A 21,148-nucleotide genomic window follows, 5' to 3' on the forward strand; every position below is an offset into this window, starting at 1 on the left:
GGGTTTATCAGTGTGCCGGCGAGTCTAATTGAATGATGTGGCGGGATAATTGCTGTTGATGGGAAAGACTGTTGCTAGTGAGGGATAATCCGGGCGAGGAGAAAAAGCATGAATCGCTGGGAAGGCCTGGAAGAATTTGTCGCCGTGGTGGAGTGCGCGAGCTTTTCGCGTGCAGCCGAGCGGCTGCGGGTGTCGTCCTCGCATGTGAGCCGTCAGGTGGCGCTGCTCGAAGAGCGCCTGCAGGCCCGTCTGCTGTATCGCACCACGCGTAAGGTGTCGCTCACCGAGGCCGGGCAGACCTTCTTCGCCCGCTGCCAACGCCTGATCGAGGAGCGCGACGAAGCCTTTCTCGCCATTACCGACCTGCACCGTGCGCCCACCGGCTTGCTGCGCATGACTGCGGCGGTGGCTTACGGCGAGCGCTTCATCGTGCCGATCGTGAATGCCTTCATGGTTCAGTATCCGCAGTTGCGCGTGGAGATCGAGCTCACCAACCGGGTGATGGATCTGGTGCACGAGGGCTTCGACCTGGCGATTCGCCTCGGCCGGCTGGAGAACTCCTCTCTGGTCGCCAGCCGCATCGCTCCGCGCGCGCTTTACCTGTGCGCTGCGCCGGCCTATCTGGAGCGTTACGGCCGGCCGCATTCGCTGTCGGAACTGGCCGGCCACAACTGCCTGATCGGCACCGGCGATACCTGGCCCTTCCGCCAGGACGGCCGCGAACACCTCTTCAAACCCGCCGGAAACTGGCGCTGTAATAGCGGCCAAGCCGTGCTGGATGCGGCCTTGCGCGGCCTCGGCCTGTGCCAGCTACCGGATTACTACGTGCTCGATCCGCTCCGGCGTGGTGAGCTGGTGTCCCTGCTTGAGGCCAATCAGCCGCCGGATACTGCGGTGTGGGCCGTATCGCCCCAGCGCCGTTACCCGCTGCCCAAGGTGCGGCTGCTGGTGGAAGCGCTCAAAGCCGGGCTGGCTGGTTTGCCGGAGTATCAGCCGGGCAGGGACACGTAGGGCCGGCTTCAGCCGGCGGGGCCCGGACTTGCGTCGGTTTGTGCGGCTGAGGCCGCACCTACACAGGGATAGCCGGCCAGTCTCGCATGGGGTGTGTAGGGCCGGCTTCAGCCGGCGGGGCCCGGATTTGCGTCGGTTTGTGCGGCTGAAGCCGCACCTGCACAGGGATAGCCGGCCAGCCTCGCATGGGGTGTGTAGGGCCGGCTTCAGCCGGCGGGGCCCGGGTTTGCGTCGGTTTGTGCGGCTGAGGCCGCACCTACACAGGGATAGCCGGCCAGCCTCGCATGGGGTGTGTAGGGCCGGCTTCAGCCGGCGGGGCCCGGGCTTGCGTCGGTTTGTGCGGCTGAAGCCGCACCTACATAGGGATAGCCGGCCAGTCTCGCATGGGGTGTGTAGGGCCGGCTTCAGCCGGCGGGGCCCGGACTTGCGTGGGGCGCTCGCTCGGCCAGCGCAGCTTTCCTGATCGCCGTGAAAGCCCACCAAGGGCGAGCGGGCTCGCCGTTCATGAAACAGGTCACCGACATGAAGACGTCAATCACGCAAGGATCATGGCGCAGCCCGGTTTTCTCGCAAAGCCGGTGATACAGCTCGAACGGACACATTCCAGCAAGCTGCGATGCCTCGTTGATGCCAATCAGGCGCAAGTCCTCGGCAGAAGCCCTGCCAATATTGGGCAAGTCCGTGAGCCGGGCAATGCGGGTTCGATCAACTTTAAGAGGGTTCATGGCGTCTCGTCAGTGGCGATCTGGCCGAAGAAATTCTGCGGTGAGCGACCGAAGTGTTGCCCGAACGCAGCTACGAAGGCGCTAGCGCTGCGATAGCCCAATGAGTGCGCGACAGTGGTACTGCTTTTGCCCTGCCGCAGGAGCTCGATTGCATTGAGCAAGCGCAGGCGGCTACGCCACTGGCGGAAGCTCATCCCCGTTTCAGCGACGAAGAGTCGCTCCAGCGTGCGCACGCTGGCGCCGGCGATCCGGCTCAGCTCCGGCAGAAGGCGCTGCTCGTCCGGATGGCGCAGCAGGTGGCCGATCAGCCGGCGCAGGCGAGCGTCCTGTCCCGCCGGCAGGTTCTGTGGCGTAGCTTCAAGCCCCTCGATCTCATCAATGGCGACCAGCCCGAGCCGTTGGCGGCACGCGTTATCGTTCGCAGCGCTTGCCGAGGTCAGGCGCAGGATGATCTCGCGCATCAGCGGGGTCAGCAGCAGCATGCTGCAGCCGGGCGTTTGCTGGCGCACCGGAATGCTCGGGTCTATGTACAGGTTGCGGGTGCGTGCGCTGGTTTCGGTCACGAGTTGGTGTATGTGGCCTCCGGGAATCCACACGGCATGGCTGGCCGGCACGATCCAGACGTCCACCTCGGTGGTCACCCGCAGTACCCCCTCGGCGGCCCACAGCAGCTGACCGCGTGGGTGGCTGTGAGGGGCGATGCAGGCTTCGGCCTCAAGATCGCGACCGTGGCTCAGCACCGGTTGCTCGGGGTCGAGCACGAAGGCTGCGTGACTGGGGGTGTGGGTTGGCGTGTTGGCGACATCGTTTGGCATTTTTGTATTCTATGACGACAGTTCGGTCGCGGTATGCTCGTCATGCCTAACCGGAGTCTTTCAATGAGCAAGCTTTTTTCTGGCAAGAACCTGTTTGTGTGGGCCGCCGTCGTGCTCGCCCTGTGGCTGGCTTTGGGGCCGGCTTCCAGTGCCGATCCGCGCGCAGCGCACAGTGCTGCGGTGGTTCTGGTGACGCTGGTGCTGTGGAGCACCGGCGTACTGCCGCCCTTCCTGACCAGCCTGATCTTCTTCGGGCTGGTGCTGATCTTCCGGCTGGCGCGGCCGGATCTGATTTTCTCCGGTTTCGGTTCGGCTGCCGTGTGGCTGATCGTCTCCGGCTTCGTTATCGGCACGGCAATCAGTGTCTCCGGCCTGGGGAAGCGGCTGGCCGGATTTCTGGCGCCGCATCTGGCCAGTAGTTATGCCCGCATGATCATCGGGCTGAGCATTGCTGCGAGCTTGCTGGGCTTCGTGATGCCGTCCTCGGTCGGGCGGGCCGTGGTGATGCTGCCCATCGGCATGGCATTGGCTGATCGTGTCGGTTTTCGCGCCGGCTCGAACGGGCGCATCGGCATCGCCGCCGCACTGGCGCTGGCCTGCAATCTGCCCAGCTTTGCGATCCTGCCCGCGAACATTCCGAACATGATCCTCGCCGGCGCGAGCGAAACCCTGCACGGTGTGAGCTTCGGCTATACGAGCTATCTCACGCTGCACTTCCCGCTGCTCGGCATCCTCAAGCTGGCCTTGGTGGACTGGCTGGTTCTGACCCTGTTTCCGGATCGCATTCACCCGCAGGATGGCCTCATCGCCGACACGGTCGAAGCCGACAAACCGGGCGAGGGAGCCATGCAGTGGCGCGTGGGCGCGATTCTGCTTGCAACGCTAGCGCTCTGGATGACCGATAGCTTGCACGGCATCAATCCCGCCTGGGTCGGTTTGGCGGCCGCCGTGGTCTTGCTGCTGCCCGGCATCGGCGTGGTGGCGCCGAAGAGCTTCAACAGCGCCATCGACTTCGGGGTTGTGCTGTTCGTTGCCGCGGCCCTTGGGCTGGGCGCGCTGGTCAACGATTCCGGTCTTGGCAAGTTGGTCGGCGAGTTTCTGCAGCAGGTACTGCCCTTGCAGATTGGGCGCGAAGCGCTGAACTTCTTCTCGCTAACGCTGATGTCCGTGTTGACCGGGCTGGTGACGACGATTCCCGGCGTGCCGACTGTGCTCACCACGATGGCGCCCGAGCTCGCCAAAGGCTCCGGCTTCAGCCTGCCGGCGGTGCTGATGACCCAGGTGATCGGGTTCTCCACCGTGCTCTTCCCCTACCAAGTCGGCCCGCTGGTGGTGGCGATGCAGCTCTCCGGCGAGAAACTCGGCCACCTGCTGAGGATCACGCTGCCGCTCGCGTTGCTGACCCTCGTGCTGGTGATGCCGCTGGACTATTTGTGGTGGCGCCTGCTGGGCTGGATCTGAGCGCTAGAAGATAGAGCTTCCTGTAGAAGCGCGGCCCGGCGGGCGTCTTCAGACAGTACTCACGGAAAGCGCGGCGGCGCTTGCTTGAGTGGGGCGGCCGGTTGAAGAGGGCCGTCGGCCGTCCCTGCACCACCCCGACGGGGTATCCGGTACGGGATGATCTCGCGCCGTAGCCCTTCAACCTCGCAGGCTTAGGAGAGTTTTCATTCGGGACCTATGCCAGCAATCGACCCTTTACGGTCGGTCAGGAAATCAGGGCGTGGACGTTCAGGCGTAGGGCGCAGTGGAAACTGCGCCACTCGGAACAACGCACGCGGTCACGTACGGGGGCAACATCCGGTGCGGTTGGCACCGCACCCTACGCGTCAGGCATACCTCGACGACTCTGCCGCACGAGGTGAACGAGGGGGTTGTCAGAGCGGGTCAATGACCCGCCCTACAAGGCTGCCTGGCTGTAGGGTTAGACGAATCTTCGGTCACTCTGCGGTTTCTCAGGTTGAACGTGCTACCTGTACCACTTTGATGAATGGTATTTCTCAGGTATGTCTTGTTCCGACGGGTCATCAAATCCCATTGCTTCCAACTCATTAAACCATCTGTCTCTCTTGGACTCGGGAAGCTTCGTGCCACACAACGGACAGAATTCGATGCTGATTACAGCAGAGCCACCGTCGTGGATGATGATCCCGTACTCATCGAACTTTTCGAAATACGAAATCAGTGCATCGGGACAAGAGAACTGATCGGAGTGCACATCGCACTGCCGTTCAATTTGCGCTGTCATGGCTTCGCAGCAGTGTTTCATGGGCAATCGTCTAACGTCTTAATTAAGCCGCGCCGCGAAGCGGCGTCGGCTTGAATGAATTGTTAGCCATCAACCATCGTTGGTCACGCGAATTATTACAGCGCCCGCAATACCGATGCTGACCTTGGAAGTAACCGATACATCGTACTCATCACTCACATCCTCGCCGTCAGCATCTTTGTGCGTCGCGGAGCCCGTGCCGCTGGCGGTGACAGTGATAGTTCCTGCTTCCAAATCAACTTCTTCGACTTCAATCGAGTCCGCGTCGATATCTAGAGAGTCCACGTTGCCTTCATAACGTCCGTCGTCGACTGTAATGCCGGTCCAATCTCCGTTTCCAACTTGTCGTTCAATTGCATCCTTGATGGCATTCCGGGTGTCGTTCACGAGAGCTCCTTCTATAGAGTGGTGAAAATCTGTCATTGATGGCTAACGTGTTATAGGGATCAGTTTTGCCGCATAACATCGGAACGTGCTCCCTAACATGGCACGACCGACCAGCGAAGATTGGCTTCCAGAGCGGCTCTCCACGATTCCGATGTAAAGATGAACAGCATTAACAGAGTCGATAAAAACCTCACTCTGCAGATTACAGTCCGGGAGCAACGAACGGCTGCTTTGTAGCGGCGAATCAGGACGTCCGTTTCTGGCCGTTTGCGGCCATTCTAGTCCTTTGGCATTAACAGCCGCAAAGGCGCAAGTTGCACGCTTGGCTTGGTCTGCCCAGTTTCAAGGTGAGTGCTCTTCTGAATGCGCGGCTCTGCCGATAGCTGCCGGGCTGTCACGTCAGCCAGCGCACTGCGGGCGGATTTGCGCCTACGCCCGGGCGGGCGCTTGCAGCGGGAGGATCAGTTCGAAGCAGCTACCGCCACCCTCGCGGGGCAGGTGCTGCACGCTGCCGCCGTGGAGGCCGGCGATGCGGCGAACCAGGGCGAGGCCGTAGCCGGTGCCTTCGCCGCGCTCGGCGCTGCCGGCGAGGCGGTAGAAGGGTTCGAAGATCTTTTCGCGCTCGGCTTCGGGGATGCCGGGGCCACGGTCGAGCACGTGCAGTTGCACGCAGGCGTCGCTGCGGCGGAAGACTTCGATTTCGGGGGCGCTGCCTGGCGCGTAGCGGCGGGCGTTGTCGAGCAGGTTGCGCAGCAGGTGGCGCAAGAGGCGCAGGTCGCCCGGCACGCAGAGGGCTTCGCCACTGGCGCTGGCGCCGACCCGGCTGCCTTCTTCGGCGGCCAGGCCGAGCAGGTCCACTGGCTCGATCTGCAGGCGCGGGGCATCGTCGGCGAGGCGGCTGGCGAGCAGCAGATCGCCGATCAGGCCGTCGAGCTCGGCAATGTCGCGGGCGACCTGGGCGTGCAGATCCGGGCGATCACCATCGAGCAGATCCAGGGCCACACGGATGCGTGCCAGCGGTGAGCGCAGTTCGTGCGAGGCGGCAGCGAGCATGGCGCGCTGGCTGCTGACCATGGCTTCGACGCGCTCGGCGGCCTGGTTGAAGCGGATCGCCAGCTCGGCGATTTCGTCACAGCCATCGACCTCCATGCGCGTGGACAGGCGGCCTTCGCCCCATATATCGGCTTGCTGCTGCAAGCGCTCGATGCGCCGGGTGAGGCGGCGGGCGACCGGCCAGGTGGCGAGGGCGATCAGCAGTGAGCAGACGACCAGCCAGACGATGAAGAGAATGTGGGCGCGTTGCCCCCATTCCATCATTACCAGGCGGCCATCGGGCAGGATGAGGCTGGCTTCGCTTCGCTGCTCGGGCGTCAGGCGTGGCGGCATGTCTTCGCCGGCCCGGGCAATGGCATCGCCCTGCGGGCTGTAGAGGCCGACTGCGCCATGCATGATGCTGGCGATCTCGCCCAGGGTGGCGGTGAGCGTCTGCACCGGGGCGTCTGCGGGCAGCAGGCGGACGAGCAGGGCGCGGGTGTTTGCATCCAGTGGCCTGGAGCCGCGATCACCTGCTATCCAGCCGGCGGCAGCGGCGAGCAGGCCGACCAGCAGCACCACGGCCATGAAGCTCAGGTAGATCTGCCGGTACAGGCGGATATGCACGTAATGGCGGCGTTGCCGATGCTGCTCATGCCATTCGCGGTGACGCGTACGCCAGTCGCAACGGGGTTTTGCGTCTTCTGCCTCACAGCGAGTGCGGTGCCAGGGCCAGGTTTTCTTCATGCGCTCTCGTCCTGGCGTTGGGCAAAGACATAGCCGGCGCCGCGCACGGTGACGATGCGGCGCGGCTCCTTGGGATCATCTTCGATGGCGGCGCGGATGCGCGAGATGTGCACATCAATCGAACGATCGAAGGCTTCCAGGGCGTCGCCCCGCGCCAGCTCCAGCAGTGCCTCACGGGACAATACCCGGCCGGCATGGGTGGCCAGCGCCCACAGCAGCGCGAACTGGTGGGCGGTGAGCTCGCACAGGCGGCCATCGAGGCGGGCTTCGAGGGCGCCTTTGTCGAGCTCCAGGCGGCCAAAGCGCAACAGCGCCGGCGAGGGCGTGCGCTGAACCTGGTTGTGGGCGCGGCGCAGCAGGGCATGCAGGCGGGCCAGTAATTCACGCGGGCTGAAGGGCTTGGGGAGGTAGTCATCCGCGCCGAGCTCGAGGCCCACGATGCGGTCCACTTCCTCGCCACGTGCGGTGAGCATGATGATGGGCAGTGCGCTGTGTTCGCGCAGCCGCCGGCACAGCTCAAAGCCATCGCCATCGGGCAGCATGGCGTCGAGGATCAGGGCTTCGAAGGCCTCGCTGCGCAGCAGGCGCTCGCCCTCGGCGATGCTGTGCGCAGGGGTTACGGCGAGGCCGCGGGTGCCGAGATACTCGCCCACCATGCGGGTGAGCGGGGCATCGTCATCGATCATCAACAGGCGTTCAGCCATCGGGTTCCCTGTGCGGATTTCAGTGCGCGCGCGAGTGCTCGGTCACCACGCGGCCGTCAGCGTAGATCAGCACGGTGCTGTCATGCCCATGTCCCTTGCAGTCCGGGCACAGGGCCCGCATCTGCCGCAGGCCCGGCGGCCAGTCGCGCGTGTCCTGCAAGGTCTTGCTGCGGCCGCAACCGGGGCAGCTCAGCTCTACCGGCGAGCGGGCCCACGATAGCGCATCCTTGCGCACTGCGGCATCCGGCAGGCCCGGTATGGCGGCCGGGTGTGAGGAGGGCGTGGCTTCTTTACGCATGTAAGTCTCCAGGTCAGGCGCGGTGCGGTTTCTGAACGGCGGCTGGCCGTACTGGCAGCATCAGGGGCGCAGAACCGGAATCTTGTCGATTTCCTGGGCGGCCAGCTTCGCGCCCGTTGCGCTGCCCGCTTGCGAGAATCGTGTGCCGGCGCAGAAGGCGACGCCTGCGACCAGCGCGAGCACGATGACGGTGCCGAGCAGCTTGCCCGCGCAGCACCGCTTGCCGCCCCGGTGAGCCTTGTCGGTGCTGCAACAGCGTTTCTTCGCCGGAGTGTCCTGATTTGTGTCCATGTTGTGTGTCCTGAGTCTCTGCCGGGGTTGGCAGGACGCAGTGTGGCCGCCATGAGTTGCCCGCGTTTCTCCGTAATGTAAAGAAACATGAAGTGCTGCTTGCGCGCCATGGCGCTGGAGCCCGGCGGCCATGCGTGGCAGGATGGCCCTTCCTGCTACTTACTGACGAGGCTCTCCGCATGCTGATGCTTTTTCATGCCCCCGGCACCTGCTCGCTGGCTTCGCTGATCACCCTCGAATATGCCGGCGCGGATTACACGGTCCACAAGGTGGACTTCTCGGCCAACGAGCAGCGCAGCCCGGCCTTTCTGGCGCTCAATCCGAATGGCCGGGTGCCGGCCCTGCAGTGCGCGCGGGGCGTGCTGACCGAGACGCCGGCGATCCTGCTCTATCTCGCACAGACCTATCCTGCCGCCGCCCTGGCGCCGCTGGAGGATCCGTTTGCACTGGCGCAAGTGCAGGCCTTCAACAGTTACCTGTGTTCGACCCTGCATGTGGCGCATGCTCACCGCGTGCGCGGCAGTCGCTGGGCCGACGATCCGGCGGCCATTGAAGCCATGCGGCGCAAGGTGCCCGAGAGCGTGGGCGCTTGTTTTGCGCTGGTGGAGGCCCACTTGCCTGCCGCCGGTTGGGTCAGCGGGGCGCGGGCCGGCATCAGCGATTTCTACCTGTTCACCGTGGCGCAATGGCTGGAAGGCGATGGCCTCGATCCTGCGGCCTATCCAAAAGTCATCGCGCATCGTGAGCGTGTCCGCGCGCTGCCTGCGGTGCAGAAGGCGCTGGCGGTCTGAGTGTTATGCCGGGCGTCTCGCCTCAGCCTTGTGCTGCCTGGAGCGTGGCTGCGAGTGCGTCCAGCTCCTCGCTGAGCGTGCCGCGGCTGCGGAAGTGGCGCCCAGCCTTGCCATACCAGTACTCGGCATCTTCAAGATCGCCTTCCTGCACATGCAGCAGCGCATGCAGCCAGGCTGCCGTCGGGGAGTCATCGAGCTGAACCAGGTTGTGAGCCTCGTTCCACTTGCCTTGGCGCATCAGGGCCAGGATCTCGGGCAAAGGGGTCATCCGCTTCTCCTCTTGTTCAGGCATACGTATCTTGAGTGTTGGCTCACGCAATGATTGTCTGGCAGGCGAGCTTTAATGTTTGTTAGGCCTGTTGCCTGACACTTGCTAAGCTCTGAATTGGCTTCCTGGTGTGCAAGCAGCGCAGCACAGGGGGTGATGGTGCCGGTTTGAAGCGGCACGGGTCATCAGCAGCCTCACGACATTCGTTGATTGGGTGGGTCATGGAAATAGCACAGATCACCCGTGCGCTGCAGCAGGATGCAGTCACGGTTGTTTTTCTCAACGTTCTTCTGCAGCAGATCGGTCTGCCGGTGCCTGCGGTGCCGACGCTGTTGTTGGCGGGGAGCCTCGCCACGACGCCTTCGGCACTGGGCCAGGTGCTGGCGGCAGCACTGGTGGCCTCGGTGATTGCTGACTGGTTGTGGTACTGGTCGGGTCAGCTCTTCGGCTACCGGGTGCTGGCCGGCCTGTGCAAGCTCTCGATCAACCCTTCTTCCTGTGTCAGCGAAACGGAAGCGCGCTTCATCCGCTGGGGCCTGCCTTCGCTGGTGGTCGCTAAATTCATCCCTGGCTTTTCAACGGTAGCGCCGCCGATTGCCGGTGCCTTGCGCATGAATCAGCTGAAGTTCTTGCTGGCTGCGGGCGCCGGCGCGGTGCTGTGGGCTGGCCTGGCACTGAGCGCGGGCTGGCTCTTGCAGGACACCGTCAGAGCTGCCATCGCCTTGCTCGAAGCGCATACCCGCACGGCACTCGTGCTGGTGCTGGTCTTGCTGGGCGGCTGGCTTAGCTGGAAGCTGTGGCAGAAATTCCGCTTCCGCAAACTCGCTGCACTTCCCCATATCACTGCCGACGAGTTGATCGCGGCCATGGCGGAGGGCGATGCGCCGCTGGTGCTCGACTTGCGCGGAGCGGCGATGGCAGCCGAAACCGCGGCGATCCCGGGGGCAAGGCGGACGACGCTTGCATTGCTGCTGATTGACGCCGGCGAGTGGCCGAAGGATCGCCCTGTTGTGACCCTGTGTGCATGCCCGGAAGACGCCAGCGCGAAACATGCGGCGCGCCAACTGCTGGATGCCGGCTATCTCTCCGCCCGGCCGCTGAAAGGTGGTTATGAAGCTTGGTTGGCGGCACAGCCTCCGCAAGCGCTATGAGACGCGCCATTTCCTCCCGCGCTTAAAGGCTTTGATCCCAGGGCGCCGGGTCGCCGGCAAAGCGCGCGGCCAGAAAATCCACCAGCAGGCGCAAGGCCAGCGGCTGGTGCTGGCGCGAGAGATAGATGGCATGGATGCCCAGCTCCTCCGGTTCATGATCCGGCAGCAGTTGCACCAGGCGGCCTGAGCGCAGCTCATCCCCCAGGTAGTAGGTGGGCAACATGCCGACGCCCGCGCCCGAAAGCACAGCCCGCCGCAGCACGGCGGTCTCATTGGTGTGGAAGCTCCAGTCCACCGGCACCGTCAGCGTCTCGCCGCCCTGCGTGAAGCGGTATTGCTTGCCGATACCGAAAGCGTGCGCAATGCAGCGGTGCTGGCGCAAATCCTCTGCCACACGTGGCACGCCGTGCTTTTTCAGGTAGTCCGGTGAGGCGCACAGCTTCGAGCGGCAGCGCGCCAGTGGCCGCGTGATCATCGCCGGGTCCAGGGTGTTGGTGATGCGCACCGCCAGGTCGACCCGCTCACCCACCAGATCGGCTGCCTTGTCGCCCACCGACAGCACGATTTCCACTTGCTCATATTGCCGCTGGAAGTCGACCAGCGCCGCTGTGAGCTGGGCATCCGCAAAGGAGCCGGAGCTGGTAACGCGCAGCACGCCAGCGGGCTCACGGCTGCGTTCAGCCGCGAGGTGCTGCGCCTCTTCCGCGAGCTCAAGCAGCTGCCGGCAGGTGGGTAGCGCGGCGAAGCCGGCATCGGTGAGGCTGACCTTGCGCGTGGTCCGGTGCAGCAGGCGGGCGCCGAACCAGTCTTCCACTGCGGCGAGATAGCGGCTGACCATTGCGGCCGACATGTCCAGATGTTCAGCGGCCTGGGTGAGGCTGCCCCGGTCGGCCACTTCCACAAAGACGCGCACAGCTGTCAGGCGATCCATTTCGTCGATCCATGCAATAAATATTCAACTGATACGAACTTTATCAACTGGAGTGCAAAACATAAAGTTCGTTCCACAGCAAACCCACCCAAGGAGATTCACCATGTTCCAGCCCCGCAGCATCGTCCGTTTCATTGTGCCCGCCCTGACCCTCGGCGTCGTCGCCGCCACCGGTGCGAATGCGCAGACGCCTGCGCCGCTCACGGTCAAGGTCTATAACGCCGATGGCAACAGCTTCCATGTCAATGCCGTGGTGGTGAGCGGCAAGACTGAAGCGATCGTGATCGACAGCGGCTTCACCCGCGCCGACGCCCTGCGCGTGGCGGCCAATGTGCTCGACAGCGGCAAGACGCTGAAGACCATCTTCATCAGCAACGCGGACCCGGATTTCTACTTCGGCGCCGAAGTGTTGAAGGCCTATTTTCCGAACGCTCAGGTGCTGACCACCCCGGCCGTGCGCGAGAAAATCGAGGCCAAGCTGGCCGGAAAAGTGGCGTTCTGGGCACCGAAGATGGGCGCTAATGCACCGCACAAGCCGATCGTGCCGGATCTCCTGCAGGGCACCCGCCTGAGCGTGGATGGCGAGACCATCGAAGTGCGCGGCACCACGGGTGAGCTGGCCCATCGCCCCTATGTGTGGATTCCGTCGATCAAGACCATCGCCGGCAACATCGCGATTTTCGGCAACCTCCATGTGTGGACGGCGGATACCCAGAAGGCCAGCGAACGCAAAGCCTGGTTCGCCCAGCTCGACGAGATCGAAGCGCTCAAGCCGGCTACCGTTGTGCCGGGCCACATGGCTGCCGGCACCGCGCTGGACGTGAGCGCCATTCGCTACACCCGCGATTATCTGCAGCGTTTTGATGTGGAAGGGGCCAAGGCCAAGAGCGGTGCCGAGCTGATCGACGCCATGAAGAAGGCCTACCCGCAAGCTGGCCTGGGCATCGCGCTGGACATCGGCGCCAAGGTCAACAAGGGCGAAATGCAGTGGTAATCCGCTGAAAATCTCCCGCGGCGCACTCACCAGGGCGGCGCGGGAGCTTTGCACTTTTAAAGGACGCTCATCATGTCAGCAACGACCCTGCATTACTTCTATGACCCCCTGTGCGGCTGGTGCTACGGCGCCGCGCCGTTGGTGAAGGCTGCCCGCGAAGTCCTACCCGTGATCCCGCATGGCGGCGGCATGATGACCGGCGCCAGGCGCCAGCCAGTCACCGCGCAGCTACGCGATTTCGTTAAACCGCATGACGCGCGGATTGCCCAGCTGAGTGGGCAGCCCTTCGGCGAGGGCTATCGCGATGGGTTGTTGCATGACACGGAGGCCGTGTTCGACTCCGAGCCGCCGACGGCAGCCATGCTGGCGGCCGAAGCGCTGGCCGGGCGCGGGCTGGACATGCTCGCCCAACTCCAGATTGCCCACTATGTTGAAGGGCGCCGGATCGCGGATCGTGCGGTGCTGATCGAAGTGGCCGCCAGCCTTGGTCTGGAAGCGGAAAGCTTCGCCGTGGCGCTGGATCACCAGTCGGGCGAGGCCGTGCAGGCGCATATCCAGCAGACCCGGGCCTTCATGGCACAGATGGCCGCTCAGGGCTTCCCCAGCTTCGTGCTCGAAACCGGGGGCGTCTTCAAACGCCTGGATGTTGCAAGTTATCTGGGGCGTGCGCAGGATTTCCAAACCTTGCTGCGCAATCAGATTCACTCCGCGACCGCGCCTGCTACAGGTGAGGCCTTTGGCTGCGATGCCGATGGCTGCGCGCTCTGAAACAGGAAACAGTCATGAAAACCAATCTGCAGATCGTCACCGAACACTACGCTGCATCAGCACGCCAGGATCTCGCCGCCATGATGGCGGACGTCTCCCCTGAAGTGGCCTGGACCGAGATGGCCGGCTTCCCCTGCGCCGGCACCTGGATCGGCCCCGACCAGGTCATTGCCAATGTCTTTGCTGTGCTTGGTAGTGAATGGGAAGGCTACAGCTTCGCGCTGGAGCAGATCATCGATGGTGGTGAGCAACTGGTCGGCATCGGCACTTACTCCGGCACCTACCGCAAGACCGGCAAGCCGATGCAGGCGCGGGTGACGCATGTGTGGCGCCTTTCCGAAGGGAAGATCGTCCGCTTCGAGCAATTCACCGACACCTTGCTTGTCGCGCGGGCCATGCACACATGATGGCTCGGCAGCCTGGACCTCAGCCGATCATGGCTTCAAAGGCCAGTGCGCCCTGACTCACCGGGCGGCGTGGCAGGCGCAGGCGGAAGAGCTCGCGGCTGATTTCGCCTTCGACAAGTTCCACGACCTGCACGCGGCCCAGCGCAATCGCATCGGCCGCGGCTAGCTCCGGCACCAGCCCCAGGCCGAGCCCTGCCGCAGCCATCTGTACGATGATCTCGTTGCTGCCGGCTTCCAGCGTGCGCGCGGGCTGGATGCCGAGCCGTTCCATCTCGTGTTCGACGACCGAGCGGCTGCCCGAGCCGGGTTCGCGCAAAAGCCAGAGTTGGGACGAGAGATCGGTTGCGCGCTGCTTGCGTCCGGCCGGGAAGGCCTTGGCGGCTGCCACGATCAACATGCGCTCGCGGCGCCAGGGGCGAATCTCGAGACGCTCGTCATCGATATGGCCTTCCACCAGCGCCACATCCACATCGCAATCGAGCAGCCACTGGGCGACTTGCTTGGTGTTGCCGGAGAGCAGACGCAGGCTCACGCCGGGGTGCTGGCTGGAGAACTCGGCGATGTATTTCGGCAGCCAGTAAGCCGCGATGGTGGTGGAGGCGCCGATGGTGAGGCTGCCGCGCTCCAGCTCCGAATAGGCCTGCACGGCCTCGATGGCGGCACGCTCCATGGCGAAGATGCCACGCGCGTATTTGTAGAGCATCTGGCCCGCTTCCGACGGCCTGAACGAGCGTCCGCCGCGTTCCAGCAACACCACCTGCAACTGGTCTTCCAGCTCACGGACGGCTTTCGATACGGCCGGCTGGCTCACGCCCTGCACTTCGGCTGCGCGCGAGAAGCTCTTCTGTTCGATGACGGCGGCGAAGATGCGGAGGAGGTGGAGGTTCATGGTATTGGGTGTCTGGTGTCGGAAGTCGTTGGGCGGTAGGGCGGAGTGCCAACTCCGCCAGCCTGGTCAACGCATCTGGTGGAGTTTCACTCCACCCTACAGCAGTGTCGTACGTGGCGACGCATTCAGCGTTCAGCCCTGAAGTTCAAGGCCAGGCCCTGGCCCCGTAAATCATGCGTTTGGCCACAAAGTGGCGCAGGGGAGGCAGGACTTCGAGCGCGGCGAGGCCCGCGCCGCGCAGGCCGGAGATCAGCGGGTTGTGGGTGGAGAAGCCGCGCACCAGTAGATCGGTAAAGCCGGCGGCGCCTTCGCGGTCCAGCTTGCGGCGGGCTGCATAGCGGGCCAGCAGCTCCGGCGCGCCGGGGTCGCTCGCGCCGGTGAGCGTGTCGGCCAGCTCCCAGGCATCGCGCAGCGCCAGGTTGAAGCCTTGGCCAGCCACCGGATGCAGGGTCTGGGCTGCGTTGCCAAGCCATACGCAACGCGGGGCGGTGATCTCGCGGCGCATGCGCAGGCCCAGCGGATGGTGGGCGCGCTCGCTGATCGAGTTGAGGGTGGCGAGGCCGCCCAGTGCACCATTCAATGCGCCGAGCCATTCCGCCTCGGGGGCGGTGAGCAGGCCTTCTGCCTCCTGTGCCGGCACGGTCCACACTACGGCGTAATCCTGTCCGAAGGGCAGCAGGGCGATCGGCCCGCGGGCGGTGAAGCGTTCGTGGGCCAGGTTCTGGTGTGGCGCAACGGGGGTGGCGCGGCACAGCAGGGCGTGTTGATCGTAGTCGCGGATGCGGGTGGCTTCCTGCTCCGGCACGAAACCTTCGCAGCGCAGCAGCAGGCGGGCCTGGCTGGTGGCGTGCTGCAGTTGCAGTTCGATGTAAGCGGCCTCGGGTTGGCTGCTTTCGAGGCGGGTTTCTTCATGCAGCGGAATGCCGGCGGCCTGCACCTGTCTGAGCAGGGCCGCGTGCAGGGCGCTGGCGCCGAGGACGTAGCCCAGCGCGGGCAGACGTTGTTCGGCGGCGCTGAGCTGACTGCGCGCGAAGCCGCTTTGCTGCGAGATGGTGATGTGGGTGATCGGCGTAGCCAGGGCTGCGGGCCAAGCGCCGAGCAACTCGAGCAGCTCACGGCTGCCGTGCGAGAGGGCGAGGGTGCGATTGTCCTGCTGGGTGGCCGCGAGGCTGCGGGCGTCGAAAATCTCCACTGCCTGCCCGCGTCGCGATAAGGCCAGCGCCGTGGCCAGCCCGAGCGGGCCGGCACCGATGATGGCAATCGGTGGGGCCATCAGGCGAGTGCCTCCGCCATGCAGGCTTCCACATCCTTGATGCATTTGGGCGCGGCGGAGGTGAGTACGTCCGGATGATTGCCGGTGATCAGCACGTCATCCTCGATGCGCACGCCGATGTTCCAGAAGGCTTCGGGAACGTCGTCGGCCGGGCGGATGTAGCAGCCGGGCTCGATGGTCAGCACCATGCCGGGCTCGAGATCGCGCCAGCGGCCGCGCTGCTTGTATTCGCCGCAGTCATGCACATCCATGCCCAGCCAGTGACTGGTGCGGTGCATGTAGAAACGGCGGTAGCTGCTGGTTTCGAGTACTTCGTCGAGGCTGCCGCTGAGCAGCTTCAGATCCAGCATGCCCTGAGCAAGGATGCGTACGGCCACGTCGTGCGGATCGTTGAAGTATTTGCCGGCCCGGCATTCGGCGATTGCCGCTTTCTGGGACGCGAGCACCAGCGCATAGACGTCGCGCTGTGGGCCTTCGAAGCGGCCGTTCACCGGGAAGGTGCGGGTGATGTCGGCGGCATAGCTGTCGAACTCGCAGCCGGCATCGATGAGCAGCAGTTCGCCATCGCGTAGCGGCTGGTTGTTGGCGTTGTAGTGCAGCACGCAGGCATTCGGGCCACCGGCGACGATGCTGGTGTAGGCCGGGAACTGGCTGCCGCTGCGGCGGAATTCGTGCAGGATTTCGGCCTCGATCTCGTATTCCATCATGCCCGGGCGGCAGGCCCGCATGGCGCGGCGGTGCGCGGCTGAGGTGATTTCGGCGGCGCGGCGCATCAGGGCGATTTCGTTGGCATCCTTGAAGAGGCGCATCTCGTCGAGCTGCACGCGCAGGTCGCAGATCTCGGTCGGCACGCTGATGCCGTTGCGGGCGCCGGCACGCACGCTGTTCAGGGCGTCGGTGATGCGGCGGTCCCATTCTTCATCGTGACCTAGCGAGTACCACAGCGCCGGCTGGTTGCCGATCAGCTCGGGCAGGCGCTTGGCCAGCTCGCTGACCGGGTGGGTGGCATCCATGCCGAAGCGCTCGCGCGCGGCTTCGGGGCCAAAGCGGAAGCCATCCCAGATCTCGCGCTCTTCGTTCTTCTCGCGGCAGAACAGCACGCTGCGGGTTTCCTCTGCGCTGGCGATCAGCACCAGCACGGCTTCGGGTTCGCCGAAGCCGCTGAGGTAGTGGAAGTAGCTGTCGTGCCGGTAGGGGTAGTCGCTGTCGCGATTGCGGCAGCGCTCCGGTGCGGTGGGCACGATGGCAATGCCACCGCCGGCGGCGCGGATCTGGTCGGCGAGGCGGGCGCGGCGGGCAGCGAAGGGGGCGAAATCGAAGTTCATCGGCAATCTTCTTGTTGTGATGAGGCTTGGGGTGTTTTCAGATCAGGCAGCGCTCCGGCGCTTGAGTTCCTCGTCCAGCGCGATCAGGCGTTGCGGGGTGCCGACGTCTTCCCAGCGGCCGTGGAAGTGTTCGCCGGAGAGGCGTCCGGCATCAATGGCCTTGAACAGCAGCGGTGCCAGCTTGGCTTTGGTGCCGGGCTCGGTTGCAGCGAACAGCGAGCTGCGATAGAGCCCGATGCCGGAGAAGGTCAGGCGGGCGCCGCCTTCGCGCAGCACCTGGCCGCTGGCGTCGAGCACGAAGTCACCGTCCGGATGCTGCGGTGGGTTGTCGACCAGGGCAAGGTGGGCGTGCTGGCCCTGGGTGATGCGGGTCAGCGCGCGGGCACAGAAGGTGGCGTAATCGAGTTCGCAATACACATCGCCATTCACGACCAGGAAGGGCACGTCGCCCAACAGGGGCAGGGCGGTGGCGATTCCTCCGGCGGTTTCGAGCGCTTCGCCCTCGCGCGAGTAATCGATATTCACGCCCCATTCGCGGCCGCTGCCCAGCGTTTCTTCAATCAGATGACCGAGATGGGCGTGGTTGATCACGATGTCGTGAATGCCGGCGCGTGCGAGGCGCTCGATGTGCCATGCGATCAGGGATTTGCCTCCAACCGAAAGGAGGGGTTTGGGGCAGCTGTCGGTGAGCGGACGCATGCGTTCGCCGCGTCCGGCAGCGAGGATCATGGCTTTCATGGCTGGGCCTGTGAGGTGGAATCCGGGCTGGCATCCCGTTTTTCGGCGGCGCGTTCGTAGGCATCCACGATGCGGGCCACCAATGGGTGACGCACCACGTCTTCCTTGGTGAAATGAGTGTAGGCAATGCCGCGCACTTCGCCGAGGGTCTTCACTGCGTCGAGCAGGCCGCTCTTGTGGCCGCGCGGCAGATCGATCTGGGTCAGATCTCCAGTGACGACGGCGCGCGAGCCGATGCCGATGCGTGTGAGGAACATCTTCATCTGCTCGGGCGTGGTGTTCTGTGCTTCATCGAGAATGATGAAGGCGTTGGCCAGGGTGCGGCCGCGCATGAAGGCCAGCGGGGCGATCTCGATGCACTGGCGCTCGAACATTTTGGCCACGCGCTCGAAGCCCATCAGATCGTAGAGCGCGTCGTAGAGCGGGCGCAGATAAGGGTCGACCTTCTGCGCGAGGTCGCCGGGCAGAAAGCCCAGGCGCTCACCAGCCTCGACCGCCGGGCGGGTCAGGATGATGCGCTGCACCTGCTCACGCTCGAAGGCGTCCACCGCGCAGGCCACGGCCAGATAGGTTTTGCCGGTGCCGGCCGGGCCGAGGCCGAAGGTGATGTCGTGGCTCTGAATGGCGCGCAGGTATTCGTTCTGGCGCGGGGTGCGGCCGTGCAGATCGCTGCGGCGGGTGAGCAGGGTGGGCGCGGCAGGGCTGGTGTCATCGCGCTTGGCGAATTCGATCAGGCCAAGCTGGATATCTTCCACCGTGAGGTGCTGGTCGGCACGCCGGTAGAAGGCCTGCAGGGCGTTGCGGGCGATATTGATCTGGGCGCTTTCGCCGTGCAGGGTCAGCAGCTCGCCACGACGCGCGATGGCCACATCGTAGGCCGCTTCGATCTGACGCAGGTTCTCGTCCAGCGCGCCGCACAGGTTGGCGAGCCGGGCGTTGTCTGGCGGGGCCAGCTGGAGTTCAAGGCGGCGCGGCCGGGAGGCGGGAGCGGGCTTGCTGACGGGAGTGACCACGAAGCGATTCCGGAAGCTGGATCAGAGCATGTTATCGAGAAATGCGCAGCTGCGGGGATGCGCCGGGCTGGCGAAGAACTCAGCCGCCGGGCGTTCCTCCACGATCTCGCCGTGGTCCATGAAGATCACCCGATTGGCGACTTCGCGCGCAAAGCCCATCTCGTGGGTGACGACCAGCATGGTCATGTGCTCATCGGCGAGCTGGCGCATGGTGCGCAGCACTTCGCCGGTGAGCTCGGGATCCAGTGCCGAGGTGGGTTCGTCGAAGAGCATGATGTCCGGCTCCATGGCCAAGGCGCGTGCGATCGCCACGCGCTGCTTCTGGCCGCCAGAGAGGCGCGCTGGGTAGGCGTCGCGCTTGGCCGAGAGGCCGACCTTGGCGAGCAGGGCTTCGGCCTTGGGAATGATCGCGTCGCGACTCATGCCTTTCACGGTGATCGGCGCTTCGATGATGTTCTGCAGCACGGTCATGTGCGGGAACAGGTTGAAGTGCTGGAAGACCATGCCCATGCGCCGGCAGATGCGGCGCACTTCGGCTTCCGGGGCGTAGCGGGCCTGGCCGGCGGCGTCGGTGTCGGCCAGCACATCGCCTTCGATCTCGATGCGCCCGGCGTCGATGGTCTCCAGATGGTTCAGACAGCGCAGGAAGGTGCTCTTGCCGGAACCCGACGGGCCGATCACGGCGATGACTTCGCCCTTGCTCATTTCGAGCGACACGCCCTTGAGCACTTCGTTGTGGCCGAAGCGTTTGTGCAGGCCGCTGGCCTTGATCATGGGCTTATTCGTCATGGGCTGCGTAGCGTTTCTCGAGGTACTGGAAGCCCCAGGTCAGGAGCAGGGTCATCAGCAGGTAGAAGGCGGCGGCGACCACGAAGGGCGAGGTGGTGAAATCGCGCTGCACGATCCCGCGCGCGGCGCGCAAGAGATCGTTCATGGCCAGCACGTAGATCAGCGAGGTGTCCTTCACCAGCGTGATGGTTTCATTCGACACCGGCGGTAGGATGCGGCGGATCATCTGCGGCAGCACGATGCGGCGCATGGTCTGGGCATAGGTGAGGCCCAGCACCTTGGCGCCCTCGTACTGGCCGCGGTCGATGGACTGGATGCCGGCGCGGAAGATCTCGGCGAAGTAGGCCGCGTAGTTCAGCACGAAGGCCACGATGGCGGCAGGGAAGTCTGGCAGGCGGATGCCGATGCCCGGCACGAAAGGCAGGGCGAAGTAGATGAAGAGCATCTGCAGCATCAGCGGTGTGCCGCGCATGAGCCAGATGTAGCCATTCACGGCGACCGACACGGCGGGCCAGCGAGAGATACGCCCCAGCGCGAGGGCAAGGCCCAGCGGCACAGCGAGGACTAGGGTGATCAGGAAAACCTGGATCGTGATGCCCGCGCCGTCGATGAGCTGGGGAAGAATCCTGAGTATGTAATCCATGCGGAAGCCTTCAAGACACAGCCGGCCCCGTGGGGCCGGCTGTGCGGGTGATGCAGGGGTGTGCGTCGCTTACTTGACGATGTTCTTGCCGAACCACTGCTCGGAGATCTTCGCAGCTGCGCCATCGGCCTTCATATCAGCCATGGCCTTGTCCAGCTTGCCGAGCAGTTCGCTGTCGTCTTTGCGCACGCCCACACCGTATTCTTCGGTACCGAAGTTGTCGGCCAGCACCACATAGTCGGCAGGCTTCTTGGCTGCGTAGTAACGGCCCACCACTTCGTCGACCACGATGGCGTCGAGCCGGCCGGCGGAGAGGTCCATCAGCGCGGTGACGTTGTCGCCGAACTGCTTGAGTTCCTTCAGCGTCTTGCCGGCCGGATCTTTGTTCACGGCATCCACAGCGGACGATCCTTCCTGCACACCGACGATCTTGCCGGCCAGTTCGGCCTTGGTCTTGATCGGCGAGTTGGTGGCCACGATCACGATCTGGTGGTTTTCGAGATAGGGCGCGGTGAAGCCGATGTTGGCGCGGCGCTCTTCGGTGATGGTGAGGCCGTTCCACAGCACGTCGATACGCTTGCCGTTGAGCTCGGCTTCCTTGGCGCTCCAGTCGATGGGCTTGAATTCCACGTCCATGCCCAGGCGCTTGGCGGCTTCCTTGGCCATATCGATGTCGAAGCCGACGAGCTCGTTCTTCTCATCGCGGAAACCCATCGGCGGGAAGTGATCATCGAGACCCACGACGATCTTGGTGGCAACTACAGGTGCCGAGGCTTCGGCGGCGATCTGGGTTTCTTCCTTCTTGCCACAGGCGCCAAGCAACAGGCTGGTGGTGAGGGCGGCAGCGACAAGCGCGGTCAGTTTCTTCATGTTCGGAAGACTCCGGAAAATT

At 64.4% G+C, this 21,148-nt stretch carries 25 protein-coding genes; 7 read left to right on the plus strand and 18 right to left on the minus strand.

Annotation, left to right across the window (positions count from 1 at the left end):
- The first annotated feature begins 108 nt into the window (after positions 1 to 108).
- Positions 109 to 1,011, plus strand: a complete 903-nt coding sequence (locus C0V76_RS14755; protein WP_101943376.1) for a LysR family transcriptional regulator — start codon at positions 109 to 111, stop codon at positions 1,009 to 1,011.
- Between the two features lie 404 nt (positions 1,012 to 1,415).
- Here the strand turns inward: C0V76_RS14755 and C0V76_RS14760 are convergent, their stop codons facing one another.
- The gene (locus tag C0V76_RS14760; RefSeq protein ID WP_101943377.1) at positions 1,416 to 1,736 is read right to left on the minus strand and encodes a helix-hairpin-helix domain-containing protein; all 321 of its coding nucleotides are present in this window, start codon (positions 1,734 to 1,736) and stop codon (positions 1,416 to 1,418) included.
- Positions 1,733 to 2,551, minus strand: a complete 819-nt coding sequence (locus C0V76_RS14765; protein WP_101943378.1) for a helix-turn-helix domain-containing protein — start codon at positions 2,549 to 2,551, stop codon at positions 1,733 to 1,735. The genes C0V76_RS14760 and C0V76_RS14765 overlap by 4 nt, the downstream gene beginning before the upstream one ends.
- 63 nt (positions 2,552 to 2,614) lie before the next feature.
- Here C0V76_RS14765 and C0V76_RS14770 point away from each other — a divergent pair, with 63 nt between their 5' ends.
- Positions 2,615 to 4,012 carry an SLC13 family permease gene (locus C0V76_RS14770; RefSeq protein ID WP_101943379.1) on the plus strand — a complete coding sequence of 466 codons (1,398 nt, stop codon included), beginning with the start codon at positions 2,615 to 2,617 and terminating at the stop codon, positions 4,010 to 4,012.
- Positions 4,013 to 4,517: 505 nt separating this feature from the next.
- Here the strand turns inward: C0V76_RS14770 and C0V76_RS20475 are convergent.
- The 6 genes from C0V76_RS20475 to C0V76_RS14800 form a co-directional block, all read right to left on the minus strand.
- Positions 4,518 to 4,817, minus strand: a complete 300-nt coding sequence (locus tag C0V76_RS20475) for a hypothetical protein (protein ID WP_101943380.1) — start codon at positions 4,815 to 4,817, stop codon at positions 4,518 to 4,520.
- A 69-nt stretch (positions 4,818 to 4,886) separates the two neighbouring features.
- The gene (locus C0V76_RS14780) at positions 4,887 to 5,204 is read right to left on the minus strand and encodes a hypothetical protein (RefSeq protein WP_101943381.1); all 318 of its coding nucleotides are present in this window, start codon (positions 5,202 to 5,204) and stop codon (positions 4,887 to 4,889) included.
- A 429-nt stretch (positions 5,205 to 5,633) separates the two neighbouring features.
- Positions 5,634 to 6,983 carry a HAMP domain-containing sensor histidine kinase gene (locus C0V76_RS14785; RefSeq protein WP_101943382.1) on the minus strand — a complete coding sequence of 450 codons (1,350 nt, stop codon included), beginning with the start codon at positions 6,981 to 6,983 and terminating at the stop codon, positions 5,634 to 5,636.
- Complete coding sequence (locus C0V76_RS14790) at positions 6,980 to 7,687, minus strand: response regulator (protein ID WP_101943383.1); 708 nt, start codon at positions 7,685 to 7,687, stop codon at positions 6,980 to 6,982. The genes C0V76_RS14785 and C0V76_RS14790 overlap by 4 nt, the downstream gene beginning before the upstream one ends.
- 19 nt (positions 7,688 to 7,706) lie before the next feature.
- Positions 7,707 to 7,985, minus strand: a complete 279-nt coding sequence (locus tag C0V76_RS14795; protein WP_101943384.1) for a hypothetical protein — start codon at positions 7,983 to 7,985, stop codon at positions 7,707 to 7,709.
- A 60-nt stretch (positions 7,986 to 8,045) separates the two neighbouring features.
- On the minus strand, positions 8,046 to 8,276 hold the full coding sequence (locus C0V76_RS14800) for a hypothetical protein (RefSeq protein WP_101943385.1): 231 nt from the start codon (positions 8,274 to 8,276) through the stop codon (positions 8,046 to 8,048).
- A 179-nt stretch (positions 8,277 to 8,455) separates the two neighbouring features.
- Between C0V76_RS14800 and C0V76_RS14805 the strand changes: the two genes are divergently transcribed.
- Entirely contained in the window at positions 8,456 to 9,067 is a 612-nt protein-coding gene (locus C0V76_RS14805; RefSeq protein ID WP_101943386.1) for a glutathione S-transferase family protein, read from the plus strand.
- A gap of 22 nt (positions 9,068 to 9,089) precedes the next feature.
- On the opposite strand, the gene C0V76_RS14810 is transcribed toward C0V76_RS14805, so the two are convergent.
- Positions 9,090 to 9,335 (minus strand): hypothetical protein, encoded by a 246-nt coding sequence (locus C0V76_RS14810; protein ID WP_101943387.1) that lies wholly within the window; start codon positions 9,333 to 9,335, stop codon positions 9,090 to 9,092.
- Positions 9,336 to 9,556: 221 nt separating this feature from the next.
- Between C0V76_RS14810 and C0V76_RS14815 the strand changes: the two genes are divergently transcribed.
- Positions 9,557 to 10,486 (plus strand): VTT domain-containing protein, encoded by a 930-nt coding sequence (locus C0V76_RS14815; protein WP_101943388.1) that lies wholly within the window; start codon positions 9,557 to 9,559, stop codon positions 10,484 to 10,486.
- 22 nt (positions 10,487 to 10,508) lie between these two features.
- Here C0V76_RS14815 and C0V76_RS14820 read toward each other — a convergent pair whose 3' ends face one another.
- The gene (locus C0V76_RS14820) at positions 10,509 to 11,417 is read right to left on the minus strand and encodes a LysR family transcriptional regulator (protein ID WP_101943389.1); all 909 of its coding nucleotides are present in this window, start codon (positions 11,415 to 11,417) and stop codon (positions 10,509 to 10,511) included.
- Between the two features lie 103 nt (positions 11,418 to 11,520).
- Between C0V76_RS14820 and C0V76_RS14825 the strand changes: the two genes are divergently transcribed.
- The 3 genes from C0V76_RS14825 (at position 11,521) to C0V76_RS14835 (ending at position 13,586) form a co-directional block, all read left to right on the plus strand.
- On the plus strand, positions 11,521 to 12,411 hold the full coding sequence (locus C0V76_RS14825) for an MBL fold metallo-hydrolase (protein WP_101943390.1): 891 nt from the start codon (positions 11,521 to 11,523) through the stop codon (positions 12,409 to 12,411).
- A gap of 72 nt (positions 12,412 to 12,483) precedes the next feature.
- Positions 12,484 to 13,179, plus strand: a complete 696-nt coding sequence (locus tag C0V76_RS14830; RefSeq protein WP_101943391.1) for a DsbA family protein — start codon at positions 12,484 to 12,486, stop codon at positions 13,177 to 13,179.
- Between the two features lie 14 nt (positions 13,180 to 13,193).
- Entirely contained in the window at positions 13,194 to 13,586 is a 393-nt protein-coding gene (locus C0V76_RS14835) for a nuclear transport factor 2 family protein (protein ID WP_101943392.1), read from the plus strand.
- 19 nt (positions 13,587 to 13,605) lie between these two features.
- Here C0V76_RS14835 and C0V76_RS14840 read toward each other — a convergent pair whose 3' ends face one another.
- The 8 genes from C0V76_RS14840 to C0V76_RS14875 all read right to left on the minus strand — a co-directional run bounded on the left by C0V76_RS14840 (position 13,606) and on the right by C0V76_RS14875 (position 21,126).
- Positions 13,606 to 14,475, minus strand: a complete 870-nt coding sequence (locus C0V76_RS14840) for a LysR family transcriptional regulator (RefSeq protein WP_101943393.1) — start codon at positions 14,473 to 14,475, stop codon at positions 13,606 to 13,608.
- Between the two features lie 145 nt (positions 14,476 to 14,620).
- Positions 14,621 to 15,748, minus strand: coding sequence for an FAD-dependent monooxygenase (locus C0V76_RS14845; protein ID WP_101943394.1), 1,128 nt, complete (start codon positions 15,746 to 15,748; stop codon positions 14,621 to 14,623).
- Positions 15,748 to 17,073, minus strand: coding sequence for a Xaa-Pro aminopeptidase (gene pepP, locus C0V76_RS14850; protein ID WP_101943395.1), 1,326 nt, complete (start codon positions 17,071 to 17,073; stop codon positions 15,748 to 15,750). Before pepP ends, C0V76_RS14845 begins: the two co-directional genes overlap by 1 nt.
- A 42-nt stretch (positions 17,074 to 17,115) precedes the next feature.
- Complete coding sequence (gene murU / locus C0V76_RS14855) at positions 17,116 to 17,811, minus strand: N-acetylmuramate alpha-1-phosphate uridylyltransferase MurU (protein WP_101943396.1); 696 nt, start codon at positions 17,809 to 17,811, stop codon at positions 17,116 to 17,118.
- A complete protein-coding gene (locus C0V76_RS14860) occupies positions 17,808 to 18,824 on the minus strand; it encodes a PhoH family protein (protein WP_101943397.1) in 1,017 nt (338 codons plus the stop codon). The genes murU and C0V76_RS14860 overlap by 4 nt, the downstream gene beginning before the upstream one ends.
- Before the next feature lie 21 nt (positions 18,825 to 18,845).
- Entirely contained in the window at positions 18,846 to 19,598 is a 753-nt protein-coding gene (locus C0V76_RS14865; RefSeq protein ID WP_101943398.1) for an amino acid ABC transporter ATP-binding protein, read from the minus strand.
- 4 nt (positions 19,599 to 19,602) lie between these two features.
- The gene (locus C0V76_RS14870) at positions 19,603 to 20,256 is read right to left on the minus strand and encodes an amino acid ABC transporter permease (protein WP_101943399.1); all 654 of its coding nucleotides are present in this window, start codon (positions 20,254 to 20,256) and stop codon (positions 19,603 to 19,605) included.
- A 69-nt stretch (positions 20,257 to 20,325) separates the two neighbouring features.
- Positions 20,326 to 21,126 carry an amino acid ABC transporter substrate-binding protein gene (locus C0V76_RS14875; RefSeq protein ID WP_101943400.1) on the minus strand — a complete coding sequence of 267 codons (801 nt, stop codon included), beginning with the start codon at positions 21,124 to 21,126 and terminating at the stop codon, positions 20,326 to 20,328.
- Between the last annotated feature and the right edge of the window lie 22 nt (positions 21,127 to 21,148).

Source organism: Uliginosibacterium sp. TH139, assembly GCF_002855595.1.
Lineage (GTDB): Bacteria > Pseudomonadota > Gammaproteobacteria > Burkholderiales > Rhodocyclaceae > Uliginosibacterium > Uliginosibacterium aquaticum.

Coding starts and splice junctions, on each gene's coding strand:
- C0V76_RS14755 (WP_101943376.1), top strand. CDS start 109: ATGAATCGCTGGGAAGGCCTGGAAGAATTTGTCGCCGTGGTGGAGTGC.
- C0V76_RS14760 (WP_101943377.1), bottom strand. CDS start 1,736: ATGAACCCTCTTAAAGTTGATCGAACCCGCATTGCCCGGCTCACGGAC.
- C0V76_RS14765 (WP_101943378.1), bottom strand. CDS start 2,551: ATGCCAAACGATGTCGCCAACACGCCAACCCACACCCCCAGTCACGCA.
- C0V76_RS14770 (WP_101943379.1), top strand. CDS start 2,615: ATGAGCAAGCTTTTTTCTGGCAAGAACCTGTTTGTGTGGGCCGCCGTC.
- C0V76_RS20475 (WP_101943380.1), bottom strand. CDS start 4,817: ATGAAACACTGCTGCGAAGCCATGACAGCGCAAATTGAACGGCAGTGC.
- C0V76_RS14785 (WP_101943382.1), bottom strand. CDS start 6,983: ATGAAGAAAACCTGGCCCTGGCACCGCACTCGCTGTGAGGCAGAAGAC.
- C0V76_RS14790 (WP_101943383.1), bottom strand. CDS start 7,687: ATGGCTGAACGCCTGTTGATGATCGATGACGATGCCCCGCTCACCCGC.
- C0V76_RS14795 (WP_101943384.1), bottom strand. CDS start 7,985: ATGCGTAAAGAAGCCACGCCCTCCTCACACCCGGCCGCCATACCGGGC.
- C0V76_RS14800 (WP_101943385.1), bottom strand. CDS start 8,276: ATGGACACAAATCAGGACACTCCGGCGAAGAAACGCTGTTGCAGCACC.
- C0V76_RS14805 (WP_101943386.1), top strand. CDS start 8,456: ATGCTGATGCTTTTTCATGCCCCCGGCACCTGCTCGCTGGCTTCGCTG.
- C0V76_RS14810 (WP_101943387.1), bottom strand. CDS start 9,335: ATGACCCCTTTGCCCGAGATCCTGGCCCTGATGCGCCAAGGCAAGTGG.
- C0V76_RS14815 (WP_101943388.1), top strand. CDS start 9,557: ATGGAAATAGCACAGATCACCCGTGCGCTGCAGCAGGATGCAGTCACG.
- C0V76_RS14820 (WP_101943389.1), bottom strand. CDS start 11,417: ATGGATCGCCTGACAGCTGTGCGCGTCTTTGTGGAAGTGGCCGACCGG.
- C0V76_RS14825 (WP_101943390.1), top strand. CDS start 11,521: ATGTTCCAGCCCCGCAGCATCGTCCGTTTCATTGTGCCCGCCCTGACC.
- C0V76_RS14830 (WP_101943391.1), top strand. CDS start 12,484: ATGTCAGCAACGACCCTGCATTACTTCTATGACCCCCTGTGCGGCTGG.
- C0V76_RS14835 (WP_101943392.1), top strand. CDS start 13,194: ATGAAAACCAATCTGCAGATCGTCACCGAACACTACGCTGCATCAGCA.
- C0V76_RS14840 (WP_101943393.1), bottom strand. CDS start 14,475: ATGAACCTCCACCTCCTCCGCATCTTCGCCGCCGTCATCGAACAGAAG.
- C0V76_RS14845 (WP_101943394.1), bottom strand. CDS start 15,748: ATGGCCCCACCGATTGCCATCATCGGTGCCGGCCCGCTCGGGCTGGCC.
- pepP (WP_101943395.1), bottom strand. CDS start 17,073: ATGAACTTCGATTTCGCCCCCTTCGCTGCCCGCCGCGCCCGCCTCGCC.
- murU (WP_101943396.1), bottom strand. CDS start 17,811: ATGAAAGCCATGATCCTCGCTGCCGGACGCGGCGAACGCATGCGTCCG.
- C0V76_RS14865 (WP_101943398.1), bottom strand. CDS start 19,598: ATGATCAAGGCCAGCGGCCTGCACAAACGCTTCGGCCACAACGAAGTG.
- C0V76_RS14870 (WP_101943399.1), bottom strand. CDS start 20,256: ATGGATTACATACTCAGGATTCTTCCCCAGCTCATCGACGGCGCGGGC.
- C0V76_RS14875 (WP_101943400.1), bottom strand. CDS start 21,126: ATGAAGAAACTGACCGCGCTTGTCGCTGCCGCCCTCACCACCAGCCTG.